Source organism: Prescottella soli, from assembly GCF_040024445.1.
Taxonomy (GTDB): domain Bacteria; phylum Actinomycetota; class Actinomycetes; order Mycobacteriales; family Mycobacteriaceae; genus Prescottella; species Prescottella soli.
This window is the reverse complement of record NZ_CP157276.1, coordinates 1,762,943-1,780,615: the sequence shown is the minus strand read 5'-3', so window position 1 is coordinate 1,780,615 and position 17,673 is coordinate 1,762,943. Positions and strand designations below refer to the sequence as shown.

The following is a 17,673-nucleotide window of genomic DNA, read 5'->3' as shown; positions in this document are numbered from 1 at the left end:
CCGTTGTGCGGTGACGGCGCGGCCGATGAGTGACCGGGGGCCGTTCGGCGGCACAATCGTCGTGTGAACGGAACTCTCGTACTCCTCGTCGTCATCGTGTCGATCGCGGTGACGAGTCTGGCGAAACGTCGGGACCTGCAGGTCCCCCTCGTGCTCGTCACCGTCGGTTCGGCGGCCTCGTTCATACCGGGAATGCCACGGCTGGAACTGGACCCGACGATCATCCTCGGGGTGGTTCTCCCGCCGCTGCTGTATTCGGCGGCGCTGGACTTCTCGCTTGCGAGCCTGCGGCGCAACATCGCCCCGATCCTGCGCCTGGGTGTCGGGCTGGTGTTGGTGACGGCGTTCGTCGTCGGATTCTTCGCGAACTGGTTGGTGCCCGAGCTGACGCTCGGTGCGGCCCTCGTCCTCGGCGCGGTGGTCTCACCGACGGATGCCGTCAGCGCCGTCTCGGTGGGCCGCAAGCTCGGCCTGCCGAAGCGGGTGCTGACGATTCTCACCGGCGAGGGGCTCCTCAACGATGCGACCGCGCTGACCCTGTTCACGGTCAGTGTCGCCGCCGTCGCCGGAACCCGAGTCGTCGTCCAGCAGCCGGTGCTGTTCTTCCTGTACGAGGTCGCCGGTGGCGTCGCTGTCGGTCTCGCGATGGCCACGGTCGTGCGGCTGGTGCGTGCGCGCATGTACGACTCACCGCTCGAGACCGTCCTCGGGCTGGTGCTGCCGTTCGCCGCCTACCTCGCCGCGGAGGAGCTCCACACGTCCGGCGTGCTCGCGGTCGTGGTCGCCGGTTTCGTCATGGGGCACCACGCCACCAACGTCTCGATTCCGACCCGACTCCAGGAACGGTCGCTGTGGGCGACGCTGGACCTGCTGCTCGAGATGTTCGTCTTCGCGTACATGGGGCTGCAGCTCAAGTTCGTGATCGACGACGTCGCCGCCGAGGGTCTGCCCGTCCATCACGTGTTCGGGTACGCGTTCGCTGTTCTGGCGGTGGTCATCCTGGTGCGCCCGCTGTGGGTCTTCCTCAACTGGGGAGGACAGCGGTTGCGGTTCACGCCGCGGCGCGGTTCGGCGTCGAGTTCGGGGCTCACCTGGAAGCAGCAGCTCGTCGTCTCGTGGGCCGGAATGCGCGGCGTCGTGACGCTCGCCGCCGCCGGCGGTATTCCGGTGCTGACGGCGTCGGGCGATCCGTTTCCCGGCCGCGGCGTGATCCAGGCGATCGCGTTCGTCGTCGCGGTGGGCACCCTCCTGATCCAGGGGTCGACGATTCCGTTCATGATCGAGCGCCTGGACGTCGCGGACCCCGCGGAAGCCGAACGCGGCCGCCGGCAGACGCAGCTGGCGCGTCGGATCGCTGCCGACGCCGCCGACCGGGCGCTCGCCGAGGTCGCGGCCGGCCCGCCTCGCGGAGCCGACCCCGACGAGTTCGTTCGCGCACTCAACCGGGTGCGGGTGTCGATCCGGGCGCAGGCGCAGGTCGAGGAGGCCGAGGGCGACGACGAGAGCGTCACCAAGCTGCGAAAAGCGGGCACGCTGTTCGATTCGGTCCGGCGCCGCGTACTCGAGGCGCAGCGCAGTGCTCTCATCGCGGCGCGCGACGAGGGACTCCTGGACGACGAGGTGCTGCGCGCCGAACTCGAATCCCGCGACATCGAGGAGGCGGCGGCCGAACAACGCGAGCGCCGCCGTCGTGGATGATCCGCTCCGGTGACCGCGGCGGGCACAATCGAGCCGTGACCCGAATCAGGATGGCGCTCGCCGCGCTCGCGTGCGCGACGGCGGTCGCGGGCTGCTCGGCGACAGCGGGGGAGCCCGACGCCGGGACCACGACGAGCACCGCGACCGGCACCGCGGCGATCGCGCTGCCGGATCCGGCGGAGCGGGGCCTCGTGACGTCCGCGGAACCGTTCACCGGCACCGGGCTGTCCGGCCATCGGATCCTCTACCGGTCGACGTCGGGGATCGACGGCCGCGGGACCGACGTGTCGGGCACCCTGTTCGTGCCGCCCGGGCAGGCGCCGCCGGGTGGGTGGCCGATCGTGACGGTGGGGCATCCGACCACCGGCCTGCTCGACGATTGCGCACCGTCGCGCGACCCCGACCTGCTCGGGTCGGGCGGGCTGGTTCGGGACTTGCTGGCCCGTGGAGCGGTCGTCGCGGTCACGGACTACGAGGGCCTCGGTACCGGCGGGCCGCACCCCTACCTCGAGCCGATCACGGCCGCGCACAACCTGATCGACGCGGTCCGGGCCGCGCGGTTCCTCGTCCCGGCCGCTTCGCCGCGATGGGCGGCGATCGGGGTCTCGCAGGGCGGGCAGGCGTCGTGGGCGGCCGCGGAGCAGGCGGCGCAGTACGGTGACGGACTCGAGTTCGTCGGCGCCGCGAGCCTGTCCCCGCCGGCGGACCTGACCCCGATAGTCTCCGGCGGCTCGCCGAATCTCGATGTGCCGCAACAGCTGTTCCTGCCGATGCTGCTCGACGGGCTGGCGGTGGCACACCCCGACCTCGACGCGAGTGCCTACATTCGCGGGCCGCTCGCCGAGAACCGGGACGTGATGCGCTCGTGCACAGGACCGCTCGCATCGAGGAAGCTGTCGGTCGCGCTCAGCGTCACCCCGGCAGACACGATCCCGCGCAGCACCGACGACGTCGTCCGGATGCACGAGTGGCTCGCGCAGGACGCCCTGCCTCAGCGACGCGCCGCAGCGCCGATGCTGGTGGTGGTCGCCGGTCGTGACAACCTCATCCGCCCCGACTGGACCACCGCCGCGGTCGGCCGCGCGTGTGGGCTAGGCGACGCGATCGAGTTGCGATACCGGGCCGACGACGTGCACGCCGATTCGCGCGCGCTGCCCGGCGCGATCGACTGGGTTGTCGGACGGTTCACCGACGCGCCGATCGTGAACACGTGCGCCGGGCAGGCGGCCCCGTGAGCGTGGTGCTGTGGACCGCGCTGGTGGTCGTGGTCGCCGTGGCGGCCACGGTCGTCGCGATGCGCACGCGGCGGGTGCTCACCACGCCGGCCGAGCGGGCCGTGCACGACACGCTGCACACCGCGTCGCTCGCGGCCGGGCCGCTGCGCCGCGGGCTCGACGAGGCGTCGTCCCGGGAGGCGGCGCCGCACCTGCGCCGCCTGACGGGTGCCGAATCCCTCGCGATCGCCGGCCCGGACGGCGCACTGCTCGCGTGGAACGGCCCGCACGAGGCGCTGGCGGACCAGTTCGTCGCGGCGGCGGTGCGGGCGATCGCCGGCGGCCGCCGGGTCCTGGTGGGACAGGGTGATCTCGAGCGCGGGTCCGGCGACCACGACGTGCGCGCCGTTGTCGCGCAGCCGCTGCTGATCGAGCACACCGGCGTCGTCGGGGTGCTGGGGGTCGTCAGCACCGCGGAGCCGGGCCCGGCGATGCTGGGCGCGCTCACCGAGGTGGCGCGGTACGCGTGCAGCCAGATCGAACTGGCCGAACTCGACGCCTCCCGCGCCCGGCTGGATCGCGCCGAGGTGCGCGCGCTGCGCGCGCAGATCAGCCCGCACTTCATCTACAACGCCCTCGGCACGATCGCGTCGTTCGTCCGGACCGACCCCGACCGCGCCCGTGAACTCGTGCTCGAGTTCGCCGACTTCACGCGCTACTCGTTCCGGTCGGCGGGCGAGTACACCGTCCTCGCCGACGAACTGCGCAACATCGACCGCTACCTCACCCTGGAGCGGGCCCGGTTCGGCGACAACCTCGAGGTGCGGTTGCAGATCGCGCCCGAGGTACTCAGCGTCGTGCTGCCCTTCCTGGCGCTGCAGCCGCTGGTGGAGAACGCGGTGCGGCACGGGCTGTCCGGGAAGCCGGACGGCGGCACCGTCACGATCGTGGCGTCCGACGCCGGCCCGGACTGCATCATCAGCGTCGAGGACGACGGCGTCGGCATGGACCCGGAGCTGCTGCGCTCCGGGGAGCTGGACGCGGTCACCTCGGGGACGGGCGGACCGAGCACGTCCGAGGCCGCGCACGTGGGGCTCGCGAACGTCGACGACCGGCTGCGGGCGGCGTTCGGCGACGACTACGGCCTGGTCGTGGAGACCGCACCCGGCGCCGGTACCAAGGTCAGCATGCGGGTGCCGAAGTTCCGCCCGGGGATCCGGGCCTGATCCCGACCGTTCGGCCCGGCTGGTCCGGGTCGGGGACGTGACATGGCACGATGGATCCGTTGTGAAAGAGACCCCTGACGGCCCCGCAGATGGCCTCCTGACAGTGCTGGCAGTCGACGACGAACGCCCTGCCCTCGACGAGCTGGCCTTCCTGCTGCGTGCCCGCGACGAGATCGGCGAGATCCGCACCGCCGGCGACGCGACGACCGCGCTGCGAATCCTGCGCGACGGCGGCGTCGACGCGGTGTTCCTCGACATCAACATGCCCGGTCTCGACGGGCTCGAGCTGGCCGGGATCCTGACGCAGTTCGCGAGCCCGCCGTCGGTGGTGTTCGTGACCGCGCACGAGGACCGCGCGGTGGCGGCGTTCGATCTGGGTGCCGTCGACTACCTCCTCAAGCCGCTGCGGGAGGAGCGCCTCGCGGAGTCGGTGCGCCGCATCGTCGAACGACGCCGCCGCGCGCGCGACGAGAGCGACGAGGACGCGTCGGCGGACGAGGTGATCCCGGTGGAACTCGGCGGGGTCACCACGCTGGTGCCGCGCTCGACCGTGAAGTGGGTCGAGGCGGACGGCGACTACGCCCGCCTGCACACCGCCACCGGATCGCACCTGGTGCGCATCCCCATCTCGTCGCTCGAGAGCCGCTGGTCCGACGCCGGTTTCCTGCGCGTGCACCGCTCGTACCTGGTGTCGCTCGGCGAGGTGACCGGCATCCGCAGCGTCGGGTCCGGGCTGGTGGTGTGCCTGCGGCCGCAGGGCGACGCCCCGGCCGTGGAACTGCCGGTGAGCCGTCGCCACACGCGCGAACTCAAGGACCGGCTGATCCGCGGGCCGCGCCAGAGCTGGACGTCGCGGTGACGTCGCCGGACGCCATCCCTCCGCCGTACGGACGGGCGGCGGCGGCGCGCGAACGGGTGGTGCTGGCGCAGCGTCGCGGCGCCCGCATGGTGCGTACCCGGGTCGAGGTCCAGGAGCAGACCGAGGTCGGCGACGCGATGATCCGCGGACTCGTCCGTGCCCAGCTGAGCCTGGCGCTGCGTGTCGCGCTCGTGGTGGGGCTGCTGTTCGGGGCGATCCCGCTGCTGCTGGTCGCGTTCCCGGCTGTCGCCGGCGTCGCGGTTCTCGGGGTCCGTCTGCCGTGGCTGCTCGCGATCTGTCTGCCCGTGCCGATCCTGTTGGCGGCCGGTCGGTTCTACATCCGTGCCGCCGAGCGCAACGAGCAGGACTTCGCCGATCTGGTCGACGACTAGCGATGTCGTCGACGAGGCGATGCCGATGACCGGACAACCGATTCCCCTCCTGACGGTGCTGGCGCTGGTCGTCGCCGCCGCGGCCACCGTCGGCATCGGCATCTACGGGGTTCGCCTGGCGCGCACCACGTCCGATTTCCTCGTCGCGTCGCGCAGCGTGGGACCGGGGTGGAACGCGGCCGCGATCTCCGGCGAATATCTTTCGGCGGCTTCGTTTCTGGGTGTGGCCGGGCTGATCGCGAAGTACGGTGCGGACGCGCTGTGGTACCCGATCGGCTTCACCGCGGGCTACCTGGGCCTGCTGCTGTTCGTCGCGGCGCCGCTGCGCCGGTCCGGCGCCTACACGGTGCCGGACTTCGCGGAGTTCCGGCTCGGCTCGGTGCGGGTGCGCCGGCTCGCGATGGTGGTCGTCGCCCTCGTGTGCGGCCTCTACATGGTTCCGCAGTTCCAGGGCGCCGGACTGACACTGAACATCCTGCTGGGTGTGCCCCGGTGGGTAGGCGTCGTGGTCGTCGGGGCCATCGTGATCGGCAACGTCGTCGGCGGCGGGATGCGCTCGATCACGTTCGTGCAGGGCTTCCAGTACTGGCTCAAGTTCACCGCCGTCGCGGTGCCGGTGGTGGTGCTGTCGGTGCACTGGTTCGCCGACGAGAAACCGGTCGGTGAGCCCGCCCCGCCGACGGTAGCGGTGCAGACGTCGGTGGACGTCACCACCGATGTCGTCGTGCAGGTCGCGACGCCGACCGACGTCACCGTCGACGGCGAGCTCGACGGACGCGAGACGTCGGGCGCGGTGCAACTCGGCACCGGCCGGCACGAACTGGGGAAGGGCACGACGCTGGTGCTGCCCGCGGGATCGCCCGTTCCCGTCGTCGCGGGCGCCCCCGCCGACGGCGCCGGATGGGTCGTGCCCGGCGGCGGATTCGGCGGCTCGCACCCGCTCTACCAGGTGTACTCGCTGATCCTCGCGACGTTCCTCGGCGCGATGGGACTGCCGCACGTCCTGGTCCGCTTCTACACCAACCCGGACGGCCGGGCCGCGCGGCTGACGTCGCTCGTGGTGATCGGGTTGGTGGGCGTGTTCTACGTGTTCCCGGTGCTGCTCGGCGTGTTCGCGCGGCTGTACGTGCCGCAACTGCTCATCACCGGCACGTCCGACGCGGCGGTCCTGCTGCTTCCGGGATCTGTGCTGTCGGGCTGGGGCGGACAGTTGCTGGCCGCGCTCGTCGCGGCGGGCGCGATCGCGGCGTTCCTGTCGACGTCGTCGGGGCTGTTGGTGAGCATCGCCGGTGTCGTCAGCACCGACGTCCTGCGCGGGCGGGTGCGGGACTTCCGGGTGGCGGCACTCGTCGCGGGCGCGGTGCCGCTGGTGCTGGCCCTCGGCGCCACGGCGTTCGACCTCTCGCGATCGGTGGGGCTGGTGTTCGCGGTCGCGGCGTCCACGCTGTGCCCGCTGCTGGTGCTCGGCATCTGGTGGCGGGGGCTGACGGCGGCCGGTGCGGCCGCGGGGTTGACGGTCGGGATCGTGGTCGGCGGGGGAGCGGCGCTGCTCGCCGTCGTCGACGCGGTGTCCGACGAGCTGTGGCACGGCTGGCCCGCGGCGCTGATCGGTTACCCGGCCGCGGTGAGCGTGCCACTGTCGTTCGCGGCGATGGTGGTGGTGAGTCTCGCTACGCGGCGACAGATTCCGCGTGACGTCGGCCGGATCTTCACCCGCATGCATGCCCCCGAGCGGCTGGGCATGGGCCGCGACCGCGAGGGCGACCTGCGGTCGATGTGAGCCCGGGTTCCGGTGGGCGGGTCTCGCGATTGACGCGCTGCGTGGGAACCGGCCAACGTGACAGGGTTGCGTGTACGCCGGTGTGCACGCCGGGAAGAAGGAGACCCGCGTGGCGGAATGGCAGTGCCTCGGAGCGGCCGACGACTTTCGCGACGGCAAACCGCATGCCGTCCGTGCATTCGACACCGACCTGGTGGCCTACTCGGACCGGGCGGGCGTCATCCACATCCTCGACTCGCGCTGCCCGCACATGGGCGCCGATCTGAGCAACGGGCGGGTCGTCGGCGACAACATCGACTGCCCGGCGCACCGCTGGCGCTGGAACGGCGAGGGACGCTGCGTCGGCGGTTCGCCCAAGCTCCTCCCGATCCGGGCGTGGACGTCGGAGGAGCGGGAGGGCCTGCTCTACCTGCAGGCCTCCGATGCTCCTCCGACCGGTCGGCCGATCAGGGCAGCCAACGCCTGGTGGTGAACACCGCGGTGATCACCACCAGGCGGGTGTTCACCGCGCGCCGCGGACCAGGGCGCCGGGCCGCGCACCGGTGTCCTGGCCGTCGCGCAGCACCACCTGACCGGACACGATGGTGGCCCGGTACCCGTCGGCGCGTTGCAGCAGTCGCCGTGCCCCGCCGGGCAGGTCGTGCGCCATTTCCGGTGACTTCAGTTGCAGCCGTTCGAAGTCGATCACGTTCAGGTCGGCCTTCTTGCCTTCGGCGATCACTCCGCGATCGCCGAGCCCGTAGATGGTCGCCGTGTCGAGGGTCATCTTCCGCACCGCGGTCGCCAGCGGGATCTTCTCGCCGCGGCTGCGATCGCGCGCCCAGTGCGTCAGCAGGAACGTCGTGTTGGACGCGTCGCAGATCGCACCGACGTGCGCTCCGCCGTCACCGAGCCCGACCGCGGTCGCCGGGTGCAGCAGCATCTCGCTGATCGGATCGAGGGTGAAGTTCGAGTAGCCCAACAACGGCCGGAAGAACAGCGCGCGGCCTGCTTCCGTGAGCAGCAGGTCGTACGCGTACTCGAAGGGATCCCGCCCCGCCCGCCGGGCCTCGCGGGCAAGGCTCGAGTCGGGATCGGGCTCGTACTGCGGCGGGTCTCCGAGGTTGAACGTCCGGTCCAGCTTGCTCAGGTAGGGCATCCGGTTGTCGGGCGAGTCGGCCTCGTCGAGGATTGCTCGTCGGGTCGCCGGGTCGCGCAGCGCCGAGACCAGCGCATCGAGGTCACCTCCCGCGCGTTCGACGGCGGCGACGTAGCTCGGACGGGTGTTGAAGGCGTTGAACGTCTGCAGTCCGGTGAGCAGCCCCAGCGGGCGGGCCGACACCTGCGGGCGCAGCGGGATGCCGGACTCGTACGCGGCTGCGGCCAGGTCCAGCAAGCGCTTCCAGTCGTCCGGTGCGCCGTCGTGCTGCAACAGGCCGAAACTCACTGTCCGCCCGGTGAGTTCGGCCAGTCGCACCATCCAGTCGAGTTCCCGATCGGGCGCGGCGAGATCCTCGCCCATGATGCCTGCGGGCGCCAGTTCGAAGACCCCGGTGCCCGCGGCGGCCAACGCCCGCCCGATCCCGAAGAGCTCGTCCTCGGCGGCGAAGGTGCCCGGCACCGGCTCACCGTCGATGGCTCGATGCACGATGGTGCGCGAGGTCGAGAACCCGAGCGCCCCGGCCTCGACGCCCTCGCGGACCAACTTGGCCATCAGCTCGATGTCCTCCGCCGACGCGGCCTCGTTCCGGGCGCCACGCGCACCCATGACGTAGGCCCGCACCGCTCCGTGCGGGACGTGCGTCCCGACATCGATGGCCAGCGGCTGGCGGTCGATCGCGTCGAGGTACTGCGGGAACGACTCCCAGCTCCACCGGATTCCCGCGGACAGCGCGGCACCCGGAATGTCCTCGACGCCCTCCATCAGCCCGATCAGCCAGTCCCGCGCGGTGTCGGCTACGGGTGCGAATCCCACGCCGCAGTTGCCCATCACCGCGGTGGTGACGCCGTGCCAGCAGCTGGGAGTGAGCATCGGATCCCACGTGACCTGGCCGTCGTAGTGCGTGTGGATGTCGACGAACCCCGGGGTCACCACCAGCCCGGTCGCATCGATGACCTCGTCGGCGTCCGCGCCGCTGAGCCCGCCGCCCGGCACGACCGCCGCGATCCGGCCGTCCCGGACACCGATGTCGGCGACATAGGGGTCGCTGCCGGTCCCGTCGACCACTGTCCCGTTGGAGATCACAAGAGAGAAAGCCATATCCACTCCTCGCTGATCGTCGACCGGCGCGCCATCCGCACCGTGATGACGTTCCGAAGATTAACTGGACATGGTGTCAGCGAGTGGTATTTCGGGGCGTTCGGACGGCGGCGCGCGGCGTTGGCAGCCGTACCGCTCGTCGCGGCCGGACGACCGTTCGGCGCACCTAACGACAGTTCGGCGTGTGACCGGTGCCACAGCCTTCTCCTGTGACCTGGCTCTCACTAGCGTCGCATCGCACACCCCCGCACCAGCGGCCGCGACGCGGTTGCCGATGTCCCAGGAGCCACCATGACCACCACCGACCTCGGTTCGGGCGCGCCGCCGCAGCGGCCGGCACCCGACGCGCAGGCCTTCGTCGACATGCAGGCCAGTCCGCAGTTCCAGGAACTGCGGCACCGCTTGCGGCGCTTCGTCTTTCCGATGACCGCGTTCTTCCTCACGTGGTACGCCGTGTACGTCCTACTGGCGACGTACGCGCCGGACTTCATGGCCACCAAGGTGTTCGGCAACGTCAACCTCGGGATCGTCCTGGGGCTCGGCCAGTTCGCGACGACGTTCGTGATCACCGCCCTGTACGTGCGGTTCGCGAACCGCGAGCTCGATCCGCGGTCGTCGGCGATCCGCGAGGAACTGGAAGGACCGGCCCAGTGATCACCACGCTCGCGCAGTCCGCGCCCGCCACCGATGTCGGCAACCCGCTGTTCAACATCGCGATCTTCGTCGCGTTCGTCGTCGGCACCATGACGTTGGTGATCCGGGCCAGCCGGTCGACGAAGAAGGCCTCGGACTTCTACACCGGCGGCGGCCAGTTCTCCGGACCGCAGAACGGTTTCGCCATCGCCGGCGACTACCTGTCGGCGGCATCGTTCCTCGGCATCGCCGGCGCGATCGCGGTGTACGGCTACGACGGCTTCCTGTACTCGATCGGGTTCCTCGTCGCGTGGCTCGTGGCGCTGCTGCTGGTGGCCGAACTGCTGCGCAACACAGGACGATTCACGATGGCCGACGTGCTCAGCTTCCGGTTGAAGCAGCGTCCGGTCCGGATGGCGGCGGCCCTGTCGACGCTCGTCGTCTCGCTGTTCTACCTGCTCGCGCAGATGGCGGGTGCGGGCGGTCTGGTCGCACTCCTGTTGAACATCAAGGACTTCGCGGGGCAGGCGATCGTCGTCGCCGTCGTCGGCGTGCTGATGATCGTTTATGTGCTGATCGGCGGCATGAAGGGCACCACCTACGTGCAGATGGTCAAGGCCGTCCTGCTCATCGCGGGCGCCGCCATCATGTTCGTCCTGGTGCTGCTCGCGGTGAAGGGCAACTTCTCGCAGCTGCTGGCCGACGCGCAGAACATGGTGAACAGCTCGGCCAACGAGGCGGTCGCCGGTCGCGACGTGCTCGCGCCGGGCGCCAAGTACGGCATCAGCGACATGTCGCGGCTCGACTTCGTCTCGCTCGGTATCGCACTGGTCCTCGGCACCGCGGGTCTGCCGCACGTGCTGATGCGCTTCTACACGGTGCCCACCGCCAAGGAGGCGCGGCGTTCGGTGACGTGGGCGATCGGACTGATCGGCGCCTTCTACCTGTTCACGCTCGTCCTCGGCTACGGCGCCGCGAAGATGGTCGGCCCCGACGAGATCCTCGCGGCCCCCGGCAAGGAGAACTCGGCGGCTCCGCTGCTCGCGTTCGAACTCGGCGGCACCATCTTCCTCGGCATCATCTCCGCGGTCGCCTTCGCGACGATCCTCGCGGTCGTCGCCGGCCTGGCCATCACCGCGTCCGCGTCGTTCGCTCACGACATCTACGCGAGCGTCATCAAGCGGGGAAAGGCGTCGGAGGAGGAGCAGGTCCGGGTCTCGCGGATCACCGTGGTGGTCATCGGTGTCGTCGCGATCGTCCTCGGCATCCTGGCGATGGGCCAGAACATCGCGTTCCTGGTGGCGCTGGCGTTCGCGGTCGCCGCGTCCGCGAACCTGCCGACCCTGCTGTACTCGCTCTTCTGGAAGAAGTTCAACACCACCGGCGCGCTGTTCAGCATCTACGGCGGTCTGATCAGCTGCCTCGTGCTGATCGTCTTCTCGCCGGCCGTCTCGGGGGCCAAGACGTCGATGTTCCCGCACGCCGACTTCTCGTGGTTCCCGCTGGCCAACCCGGGCATCGTGTCGATCCCGCTCGCGTTCGTGCTCGGCATCGTCGGCACCTACGTCGGCCGGAACAAGCTCGAAGACCCGGTCAAGCAGGCCGAAATGGAGGTCCGCTCGCTCACCGGCGTCGGCGTCGAGAAGGCCGTCGCGCACTAGGCGCACCAGGACGGACACCGGTCGGCCGGCCATCTCGCCGGCCGACCGGTAGCTCGTGTCGTGCAGTCAATCGATGCGGGTGGCGTGGACTTCCCAGAAGGGAAGGTGGGCTCTGCCGTCGATCAGGAGGGGTTCGATGATTCGAAGCCGTTCGAGCAGCGGTTCGAACTCGTCGGACATGTCGGGGTTGCCGGCAGCCATCGCCTCGAGGGCATCGACGCTGAGATTGCCTTGATAGGTGGTCGGTCCCAGGTAGGTGAGGTTCCAGCCTCCGGCAGGAAGGACCTGTCGGAAGTTGTCCTCGGGAATCGCGAGCGGGAAGCTCAAACCGTTGACGTTGTGCGGGCTGAATTCGAACATGAACAACCGTGCCCCGGGCTTCGTCGCCCGATGCAAGGCCCGCAGATAGGACTTCTGCAGATCCGTGTCGGTGCTGAAGGTGTGGTAGAAGGCGCTGTCGACGACGGTGTCGAACCGATTCTCGAGCCCTTCGAGCACCGTCGCGTCGGCGACCTGGAAGTTCACCGATACCCCGGCGGCCTCCGCGTTGTCTCGGGCGCGCTGGATGGCGGTGGGTGACGCGTCGATACCGGTGGCGGAGTAGCCCTTCGATGCGTAGTGGATGGCATGGTGCCCGGGACCCGTTCCGGGGTCGAGGACCTCGCCCTTGACCGCGCCGAGCGCGACGAGCTGTCGAATCACCGGCTGCGGCCCGCCGATATCCCAGGGTGTGGCCGTCGGCAATCCGTGCGCCGTCTGTTCATCGCGGTACATCTCTTCGAAACGTGATGGATCGACTGGCACGTTCATGCTCTCGACGGTAATCCCCGATCCCGGGCTGCGGTATGCCCGGCGGAGGGTTGCGGCAAGAGCCGCAGCTGTCGTGTACGTCACCTTTGTCATTGGTTACGATCCGTCAATGGCCAAGCTGAAGGTGTCCATGGACGTGCCGATGAGCCCGGAGGACGCATGGAACAAGGCGTCGGATCTGACGGGGTTCGACCAGTGGCTCAGCATCCACGAGGCGTGGCGCGGTGAGCTGCCGGCAGCATTGAGCGCGGGCACCACGATCAGTTCGGTGGTCACCGTCAAGGGCCTGCGCAACCGGGTGACCTGGACGTTGAAGCAGTACAACCCGCCCCGCAGCCTGGTCCTGAAGGGCGACGGCAAGGGCGGCGTCAAGCTCGGGTTGGTGCTCAGCGTCGACCCCGCGGCCGAAGGTGCGAGGGTCGCCCTCGACATCGATCTCGGCGGCGCGCCGCTCTTCGGCCCGATCGGGGCGGGCGTCGCGAGAGCACTTCGCGGCGACATCGAAAGCTCCCTGCAGAAGTTCGTCACCCTGTACGCCTGACTCGGGCGGAACCCGCCCGATCATCCGCCACCACCAGCGCTCGCTGCGCCTTCCCTGGAGGTCTCCAAGCCATGGCCGGTCGTCACAGCGCACCGCGCGCGAAAACCGTCTCTCCCGTCGTCAAGTACGGATCGATCGGCCTCGCCGCCGTGGTCGTCGTGGGTGCGGGCTATTTCGTCGTCGACAGTCTCGCCGGCGGCGGCTGCGATTCGACGACCGCGTACACCGTGGCCGCCGACCCGTCGATCGCCCCGGTGCTCACCGAGGTCACGACCGCGATGTCGGCCGACGACCTCGGTTGCCGCAGTTTCACGGTCGAGGCGGCGTCGGGCGTCGACGCGCTCGGGGCCCCGGGGGAGCAGGGCGGCCCGGACCTGTGGATCCCGGACTCCTCCCAATGGGTCGCCAAGGCGAACAGTGGATCGGGCACCTTGTTCGACGTCGCGGCACCGTCGGTCGCCGCCACCCCGGTCGTGATCGCGGCCCGCCAGGGCGACATGCCCTTCTTCGCGACGTGGCTGAGCGCGCTGCAACTGCACGGGCTGCGGATCGGCGATCCGCTCACCAGCAGTGTCTCGGCCGCACCGATCGTCGGTGCGCTCGCCGAGGTGGACGCGGGCACGGTTCCCGCCGACGCCGTCCCGGGCGCTCTCGTTCCGCTCGCGCAGGCGCAGGCCGCCAATCTTCACCAGGCGGACGTGCTCGCGCGGCTCGGTGCGGTCGCCGCCGAGGGCGGCATCGCGATCGCGACCGAGGGACAGGTGGTGGCGCGCAACCAGAGCGACCCGTCGAAGCTGGCGGTGACGGTCCCCAACACCGGTGCCGTGTTCCTCGACTACCCGGTGGTGGTGACCGCGCCGGGCTCCGACCACGCCGCGGCGAAGGAGGCCGGCGTCGCACTGGCCGAGGCGATGGCGTCGGAGTCGGGGCGTGCTGCCCTGTCCCGCAGTGGTTTCCGTGGACCTGACCGTGGCCCCCTCGATTCCGGTCGCGGCGTCGGGGACGTCACGACCCTCACTCCGACCGATGCCGCCGCGACGGCGCAGGTGTTCAAGCGGTACGCCGTGCTGGCGCTGCCCTCGCGCGCGCTGGTGGTCGAGGACGTCTCGGGCTCGATGAACGAGAAGGCCGGATCGGAATCCCGGATCGCACTGACGGTCCAGGCCAGCGAGACCGGCGCCAAGCTGTTCCCCGACAACGCGCAGCTCGGGTTGTGGGCGTTCTCGATCGGCCTGGGCGGCAACGGGCAGGACTACAAGGAGCTCACGCCGATCCGACCGATGGGCCAGATGGTCGACGGTGTCAGCCACCGTCAGCGTCTGACGGACGCGGTGCGCACCCTGCCGACCCTCGTCAAGGGCGGAACCGGCCTGTACGACACCACGCTCGCCGCGTTCCGCAAGGTCAAGGAGGGCTACGATCCGGTGGCCGTCAACAGCGTCATCCTGCTCACCGACGGTGCCAACGAGGACCCGTCGAGCATCTCGCTCGACGAGCTGCTCGCGACGCTGAAGAAGGAGCAGGACCCGGCCCGTCCGGTCATCATCGTCACGATCGGTATCACCGAGGACGCCGATGCCGCTGTTCTGCAGAAGATCTCGGCAGCGACCGGCGGAACGAGCCACGTCGCCCGCACGCCGGCCGAGATCCCCGGCGTGTTCGTCGACGCGATGCGTAGCCGCGCCGCGAGCTGACCGTCCCGACGCGAGAACGGGGGTGGGCGGCCGATGAACTGCTCCCCGGAAGTTGGACTGAGAAATTCAGTTCCGACGTCCGGGGAGCAGTTCTGTGTATCCACAAAGTTCACTATCGAAGGATCAGCGGACCACGGCGGTAGCGTTGTTCGAGGCCGGTTGGGCCGGTCAGGCGGTCGCGAAGCGGTTGGGCGTGAGCCACTCGGCCACCGATCGTCTGTATGACCGGTGGCGGGTTCGAGGCAGAGGAGCGCTGGTGGTCAAACCGTTCAAGCGGTCGTTCACATTCGAGTTCAAGCTCGAGGTGGTGCGCCGGTTCCTTGCGGGCGAGACGAAAGTCGCGCTGGCAAGGAACCTCGACCTGTCGTCGCCGAAACTGATCGAGACGTGGGCGCGCACGTACCGCAACGAGGGCGCGGACGGGTTGCGGCCGAAGCGGGCCGGCCGGCCACCGAACCCTGCCGGTACCGGGTCGGTCGAGGCCAGCGAGCTTGAACAACTACGGCGAGAGAACGAGCGCTTGCGCGCGGAGGTCGCATACCTGGGAAAATTGCGCGCCTTGAGGGCGCAGGAACGACAGCGAAGGTCCACGCTGTCGTCTCCCTCAAGGCCGAGCATCGCCTCGATGTGCTGCTCGAGGCTGCCGGGCTGGCCCGGTCGACGTTCTTCTATCACCAGGCCCGCCTGCAGGACCCGGACCCACAAGCAGAGCTGAAGTCCGCGATCGTGGAAGCGTTCGAGCGCAGTAACGGTCGCTACGGTCATCGCCGCATCCACTGCGAGGTGGTCAAAGCCGGTCGGCAAGTAGCGAAGAAGACCGTGCTCACACTCATGCGCACGCTCGGGTTCGTCTGCCGGGTGCGGCGCAGGAAGAGATTCACCTCCTACCGCGGTGAGGCCGGCGCGGTCGCTGCGAACCTGCTCGACCGCGACTTCGACGCCAGTGCACCGAATCAGAAGTGGGTCACCGACGTGACCGAGTTCCGTGTCGGCGACCGCAAGCTGTATCTGTCGCCGGTCATGGATCTGTTCGACCGACAGATCATCGCCTACTCGATCGGCCTGGCACCGACTCTCGAGTTGACCAACAGTTCTCTGCGTGCCGCGCTCGCGACTCTCGACGACGGGCAGGCACCGCTCGTGCACTCGGACCAAGGATTCCACTACCAGCACTCGTCCTGGCGGCGGCTGCTCGCGAATGCCGGTGCGACCCAATCGATGTCCCGCAAGGCCAACTGCTATGACAACGCCGTGATCGAGAACTTCTTCGGCCACCTCAAAGCCGAACTCTTCCACCACACCCGATACCTCGAGACCGGCGCACTGACCACCGCACTTCACGAGTACATCCGCTGGTACAACACCGAACGGATCTCCACGAAGCTCGAAGGCCTGAGCCCGGCGCAATACCGGACCCAGGCCCTCGCCGCCTAGGCTCTTACTTAGCCAGTCCAACTATCGGGGACCAGTTCACGACCGGCCGCCCACCCCCGTTCGCGTTGTCGTCAGAGCAGTGCCGCGTCCGTGGCGGCCCGCACCTGCTCCTCGGTGACGCCCGGTGCGCATTCGCGAAGTGCGAGACCGGCATCCGTCACATCGATCACGGCGAGATCGGTGATGATCCGGTGAACCACCGCGCTTCCGGTCAGCGGCAGCGTGCAGCGTTCGACGATCTTCGAGGCGCCGGACTTGTCAGTGTGCTCCATGAGCACGATGACCCGGCGTGCGCCGTGAACCAGGTCCATGGCGCCGCCCATGCCCTTGACCATCTTCCCCGGAACCATCCAGTTGGCCAGATCGCCGGTGGCGGAGACCTGCATGCCGCCGAGCACCGCGGTGTCGATGTGGCCGCCTCGGATCATCCCGAAACTGGTCGCGGAGTCGAAGAACGCCGCGCCGGCGTTCACCGTCACCGTCTCCTTGCCGGCGTTGATCAGATCCGGGTCCACCTCGGCCTCGGTCGGGTACGGGCCGGTGCCCAGGATCCCGTTCTCGCTGTGCAGCGTGACCTCGACGCCTTCGGGCAGGTGATTCGGAATCAACGTCGGCAGACCGATCCCGAGGTTGACGTACTCGCCGGACACGAGTTCCTGTGCGGCGCGTGCGGCCATCTGCTCGCGCGTCCAGCCGACGGTCTCGACCACCGCGGTCATCGTGTGCCCTCCTTCGCGGCCGAAACGGTCCGCTTCTCGATCTTCTTGTCCTGCTGTCCGATGTGCACGATGCGGTCGACGAAGATGCCGGGCAGATGGACCTGCTCCGGATCGAGTTCTCCGGCCTCGACGATCACCTCGACCTGGGCGACGCACACCCGGCCGGCCATTGCGGCGAGCGGGTTGAAGTTCATCGCGGCCTTGTTGAACACCAGGTTGCCCTCGGTGTCGGCGACCATGGCGTGCACCAGCGAGAAGTCGGCGGTGATCGATTCCTCCAGGACGTAGTCGCGTCCACCGAACTCCCGGATCTCCTTCGGCGGCGACGCGAGCGCCACCGAACCGTCCGCGGCGTAGCGCCACGGCAGGCCGCCCTCGGAGATGGGGGTGCCGACTCCCGACGGGGTGAAGAACGCCGGGATCCCCGCCCCGCCCGCGCGCATCTTCTCCGCGAGCGTGCCCTGCGGCGTCAACTCCACCTCGAGTTCACCCGACAGGTACTGGCGCGCGAACTCCTTGTTCTCCCCGACGTACGACGCCGTGACCCGACGAATGCGCCTGTCCTCGAGCAGGATTCCCAGGCCGTGGCCGTCGGTGCCGCAGTTGTTGGAGAAGACCTCGAAGTCGGTTGCCGTGCCGGCGGCGAGCGCGGCTATCAGAACGTCGGGGATGCCGCACAGTCCGAATCCGCCGACGGCCAGGGACGCCCCGGAGGGGATGTCGGCGACAGCGTCGGCCGCCGATGCGTAGATCTTGCTCATGAGTACCTTTCC

16 protein-coding genes and 1 pseudogene are annotated in these 17,673 nt (G+C 69.5%); 13 read left to right on the top strand and 4 right to left on the bottom strand.

Going from position 1 to position 17,673, the window contains the following annotated elements:
• Positions 1-63 precede the first annotated feature (63 nt).
• The 7 genes from ABI214_RS08370 to ABI214_RS08340 all read left to right on the top strand — a co-directional run bounded on the left by ABI214_RS08370 (position 64) and on the right by ABI214_RS08340 (position 7,641).
• Positions 64-1,698 carry a Na+/H+ antiporter gene (locus tag ABI214_RS08370; protein WP_348608579.1) on the top strand — a complete coding sequence of 545 codons (1,635 nt, stop codon included), beginning with the start codon at positions 64-66 and terminating at the stop codon, positions 1,696-1,698.
• A 50-nt stretch (positions 1,699-1,748) separates the two neighbouring features.
• Positions 1,749-2,933, top strand: a complete 1,185-nt coding sequence (locus tag ABI214_RS08365) for a lipase family protein (RefSeq protein ID WP_431357162.1) — start codon at positions 1,749-1,751, stop codon at positions 2,931-2,933.
• Between the two features lie 59 nt (positions 2,934-2,992).
• Positions 2,993-4,138: a sensor histidine kinase gene (locus ABI214_RS08360; RefSeq protein ID WP_408586123.1), complete on the top strand. Its 1,146-nt coding sequence runs from the start codon at positions 2,993-2,995 to the stop codon at positions 4,136-4,138.
• A 61-nt stretch (positions 4,139-4,199) separates the two neighbouring features.
• Positions 4,200-4,997 (top strand): LytR/AlgR family response regulator transcription factor, encoded by a 798-nt coding sequence (locus ABI214_RS08355; RefSeq protein WP_408585891.1) that lies wholly within the window; start codon positions 4,200-4,202, stop codon positions 4,995-4,997.
• Positions 4,982-5,389, top strand: a complete 408-nt coding sequence (locus tag ABI214_RS08350; protein ID WP_408586125.1) for a hypothetical protein — start codon at positions 4,982-4,984, stop codon at positions 5,387-5,389. The genes ABI214_RS08355 and ABI214_RS08350 overlap by 16 nt, the downstream gene beginning before the upstream one ends.
• A 25-nt stretch (positions 5,390-5,414) precedes the next feature.
• Positions 5,415-7,169, top strand: coding sequence for a cation acetate symporter (locus ABI214_RS08345; protein ID WP_348608570.1), 1,755 nt, complete (start codon positions 5,415-5,417; stop codon positions 7,167-7,169).
• A gap of 109 nt (positions 7,170-7,278) precedes the next feature.
• The gene (locus tag ABI214_RS08340) at positions 7,279-7,641 is read left to right on the top strand and encodes a Rieske 2Fe-2S domain-containing protein (protein ID WP_348608567.1); all 363 of its coding nucleotides are present in this window, start codon (positions 7,279-7,281) and stop codon (positions 7,639-7,641) included.
• A gap of 30 nt (positions 7,642-7,671) precedes the next feature.
• On the opposite strand, the gene ABI214_RS08335 is transcribed toward ABI214_RS08340, so the two are convergent.
• Entirely contained in the window at positions 7,672-9,408 is a 1,737-nt protein-coding gene (locus ABI214_RS08335) for an N-acyl-D-amino-acid deacylase family protein (RefSeq protein ID WP_348608564.1), read from the bottom strand.
• A 291-nt stretch (positions 9,409-9,699) separates the two neighbouring features.
• Between ABI214_RS08335 and ABI214_RS08330 the strand changes: the two genes are divergently transcribed.
• Positions 9,700-10,062 (top strand): DUF485 domain-containing protein, encoded by a 363-nt coding sequence (locus ABI214_RS08330; RefSeq protein WP_348608561.1) that lies wholly within the window; start codon positions 9,700-9,702, stop codon positions 10,060-10,062.
• Positions 10,059-11,702, top strand: coding sequence for a solute symporter family protein (locus ABI214_RS08325; protein ID WP_348608559.1), 1,644 nt, complete (start codon positions 10,059-10,061; stop codon positions 11,700-11,702). Before ABI214_RS08330 ends, ABI214_RS08325 begins: the two co-directional genes overlap by 4 nt.
• A 66-nt stretch (positions 11,703-11,768) precedes the next feature.
• Here the strand turns inward: ABI214_RS08325 and ABI214_RS08320 are convergent, their stop codons facing one another.
• Positions 11,769-12,512, bottom strand: coding sequence for a class I SAM-dependent methyltransferase (locus ABI214_RS08320; protein ID WP_348608556.1), 744 nt, complete (start codon positions 12,510-12,512; stop codon positions 11,769-11,771).
• Between the two features lie 109 nt (positions 12,513-12,621).
• Between ABI214_RS08320 and ABI214_RS08315 the strand changes: the two genes are divergently transcribed.
• The 4 genes and pseudogenes from ABI214_RS08315 (at position 12,622) to ABI214_RS08300 (ending at position 16,181) form a co-directional block, all read left to right on the top strand.
• On the top strand, positions 12,622-13,053 hold the full coding sequence (locus ABI214_RS08315; RefSeq protein WP_348608553.1) for a type II toxin-antitoxin system Rv0910 family toxin: 432 nt from the start codon (positions 12,622-12,624) through the stop codon (positions 13,051-13,053).
• A 71-nt stretch (positions 13,054-13,124) separates the two neighbouring features.
• Positions 13,125-14,747 carry a substrate-binding domain-containing protein gene (locus tag ABI214_RS08310; protein WP_348608550.1) on the top strand — a complete coding sequence of 541 codons (1,623 nt, stop codon included), beginning with the start codon at positions 13,125-13,127 and terminating at the stop codon, positions 14,745-14,747.
• A gap of 94 nt (positions 14,748-14,841) precedes the next feature.
• A pseudogene (locus ABI214_RS08305) lies at positions 14,842-15,225 on the top strand (helix-turn-helix domain-containing protein); the annotation flags it as partial.
• Between the two features lie 59 nt (positions 15,226-15,284).
• A complete protein-coding gene (locus ABI214_RS08300; protein ID WP_348611409.1) occupies positions 15,285-16,181 on the top strand; it encodes an IS3 family transposase in 897 nt (298 codons plus the stop codon).
• Positions 16,182-16,252: 71 nt separating this feature from the next.
• Here the strand turns inward: ABI214_RS08300 and ABI214_RS08295 are convergent, their stop codons facing one another.
• Entirely contained in the window at positions 16,253-16,900 is a 648-nt protein-coding gene (locus ABI214_RS08295; RefSeq protein WP_348608547.1) for a CoA transferase subunit B, read from the bottom strand.
• Positions 16,897-17,661, bottom strand: a complete 765-nt coding sequence (locus tag ABI214_RS08290; RefSeq protein WP_348608544.1) for a CoA transferase subunit A — start codon at positions 17,659-17,661, stop codon at positions 16,897-16,899. The genes ABI214_RS08295 and ABI214_RS08290 overlap by 4 nt, the downstream gene beginning before the upstream one ends.
• Positions 17,662-17,673: the final 12 nt, after the last annotated feature.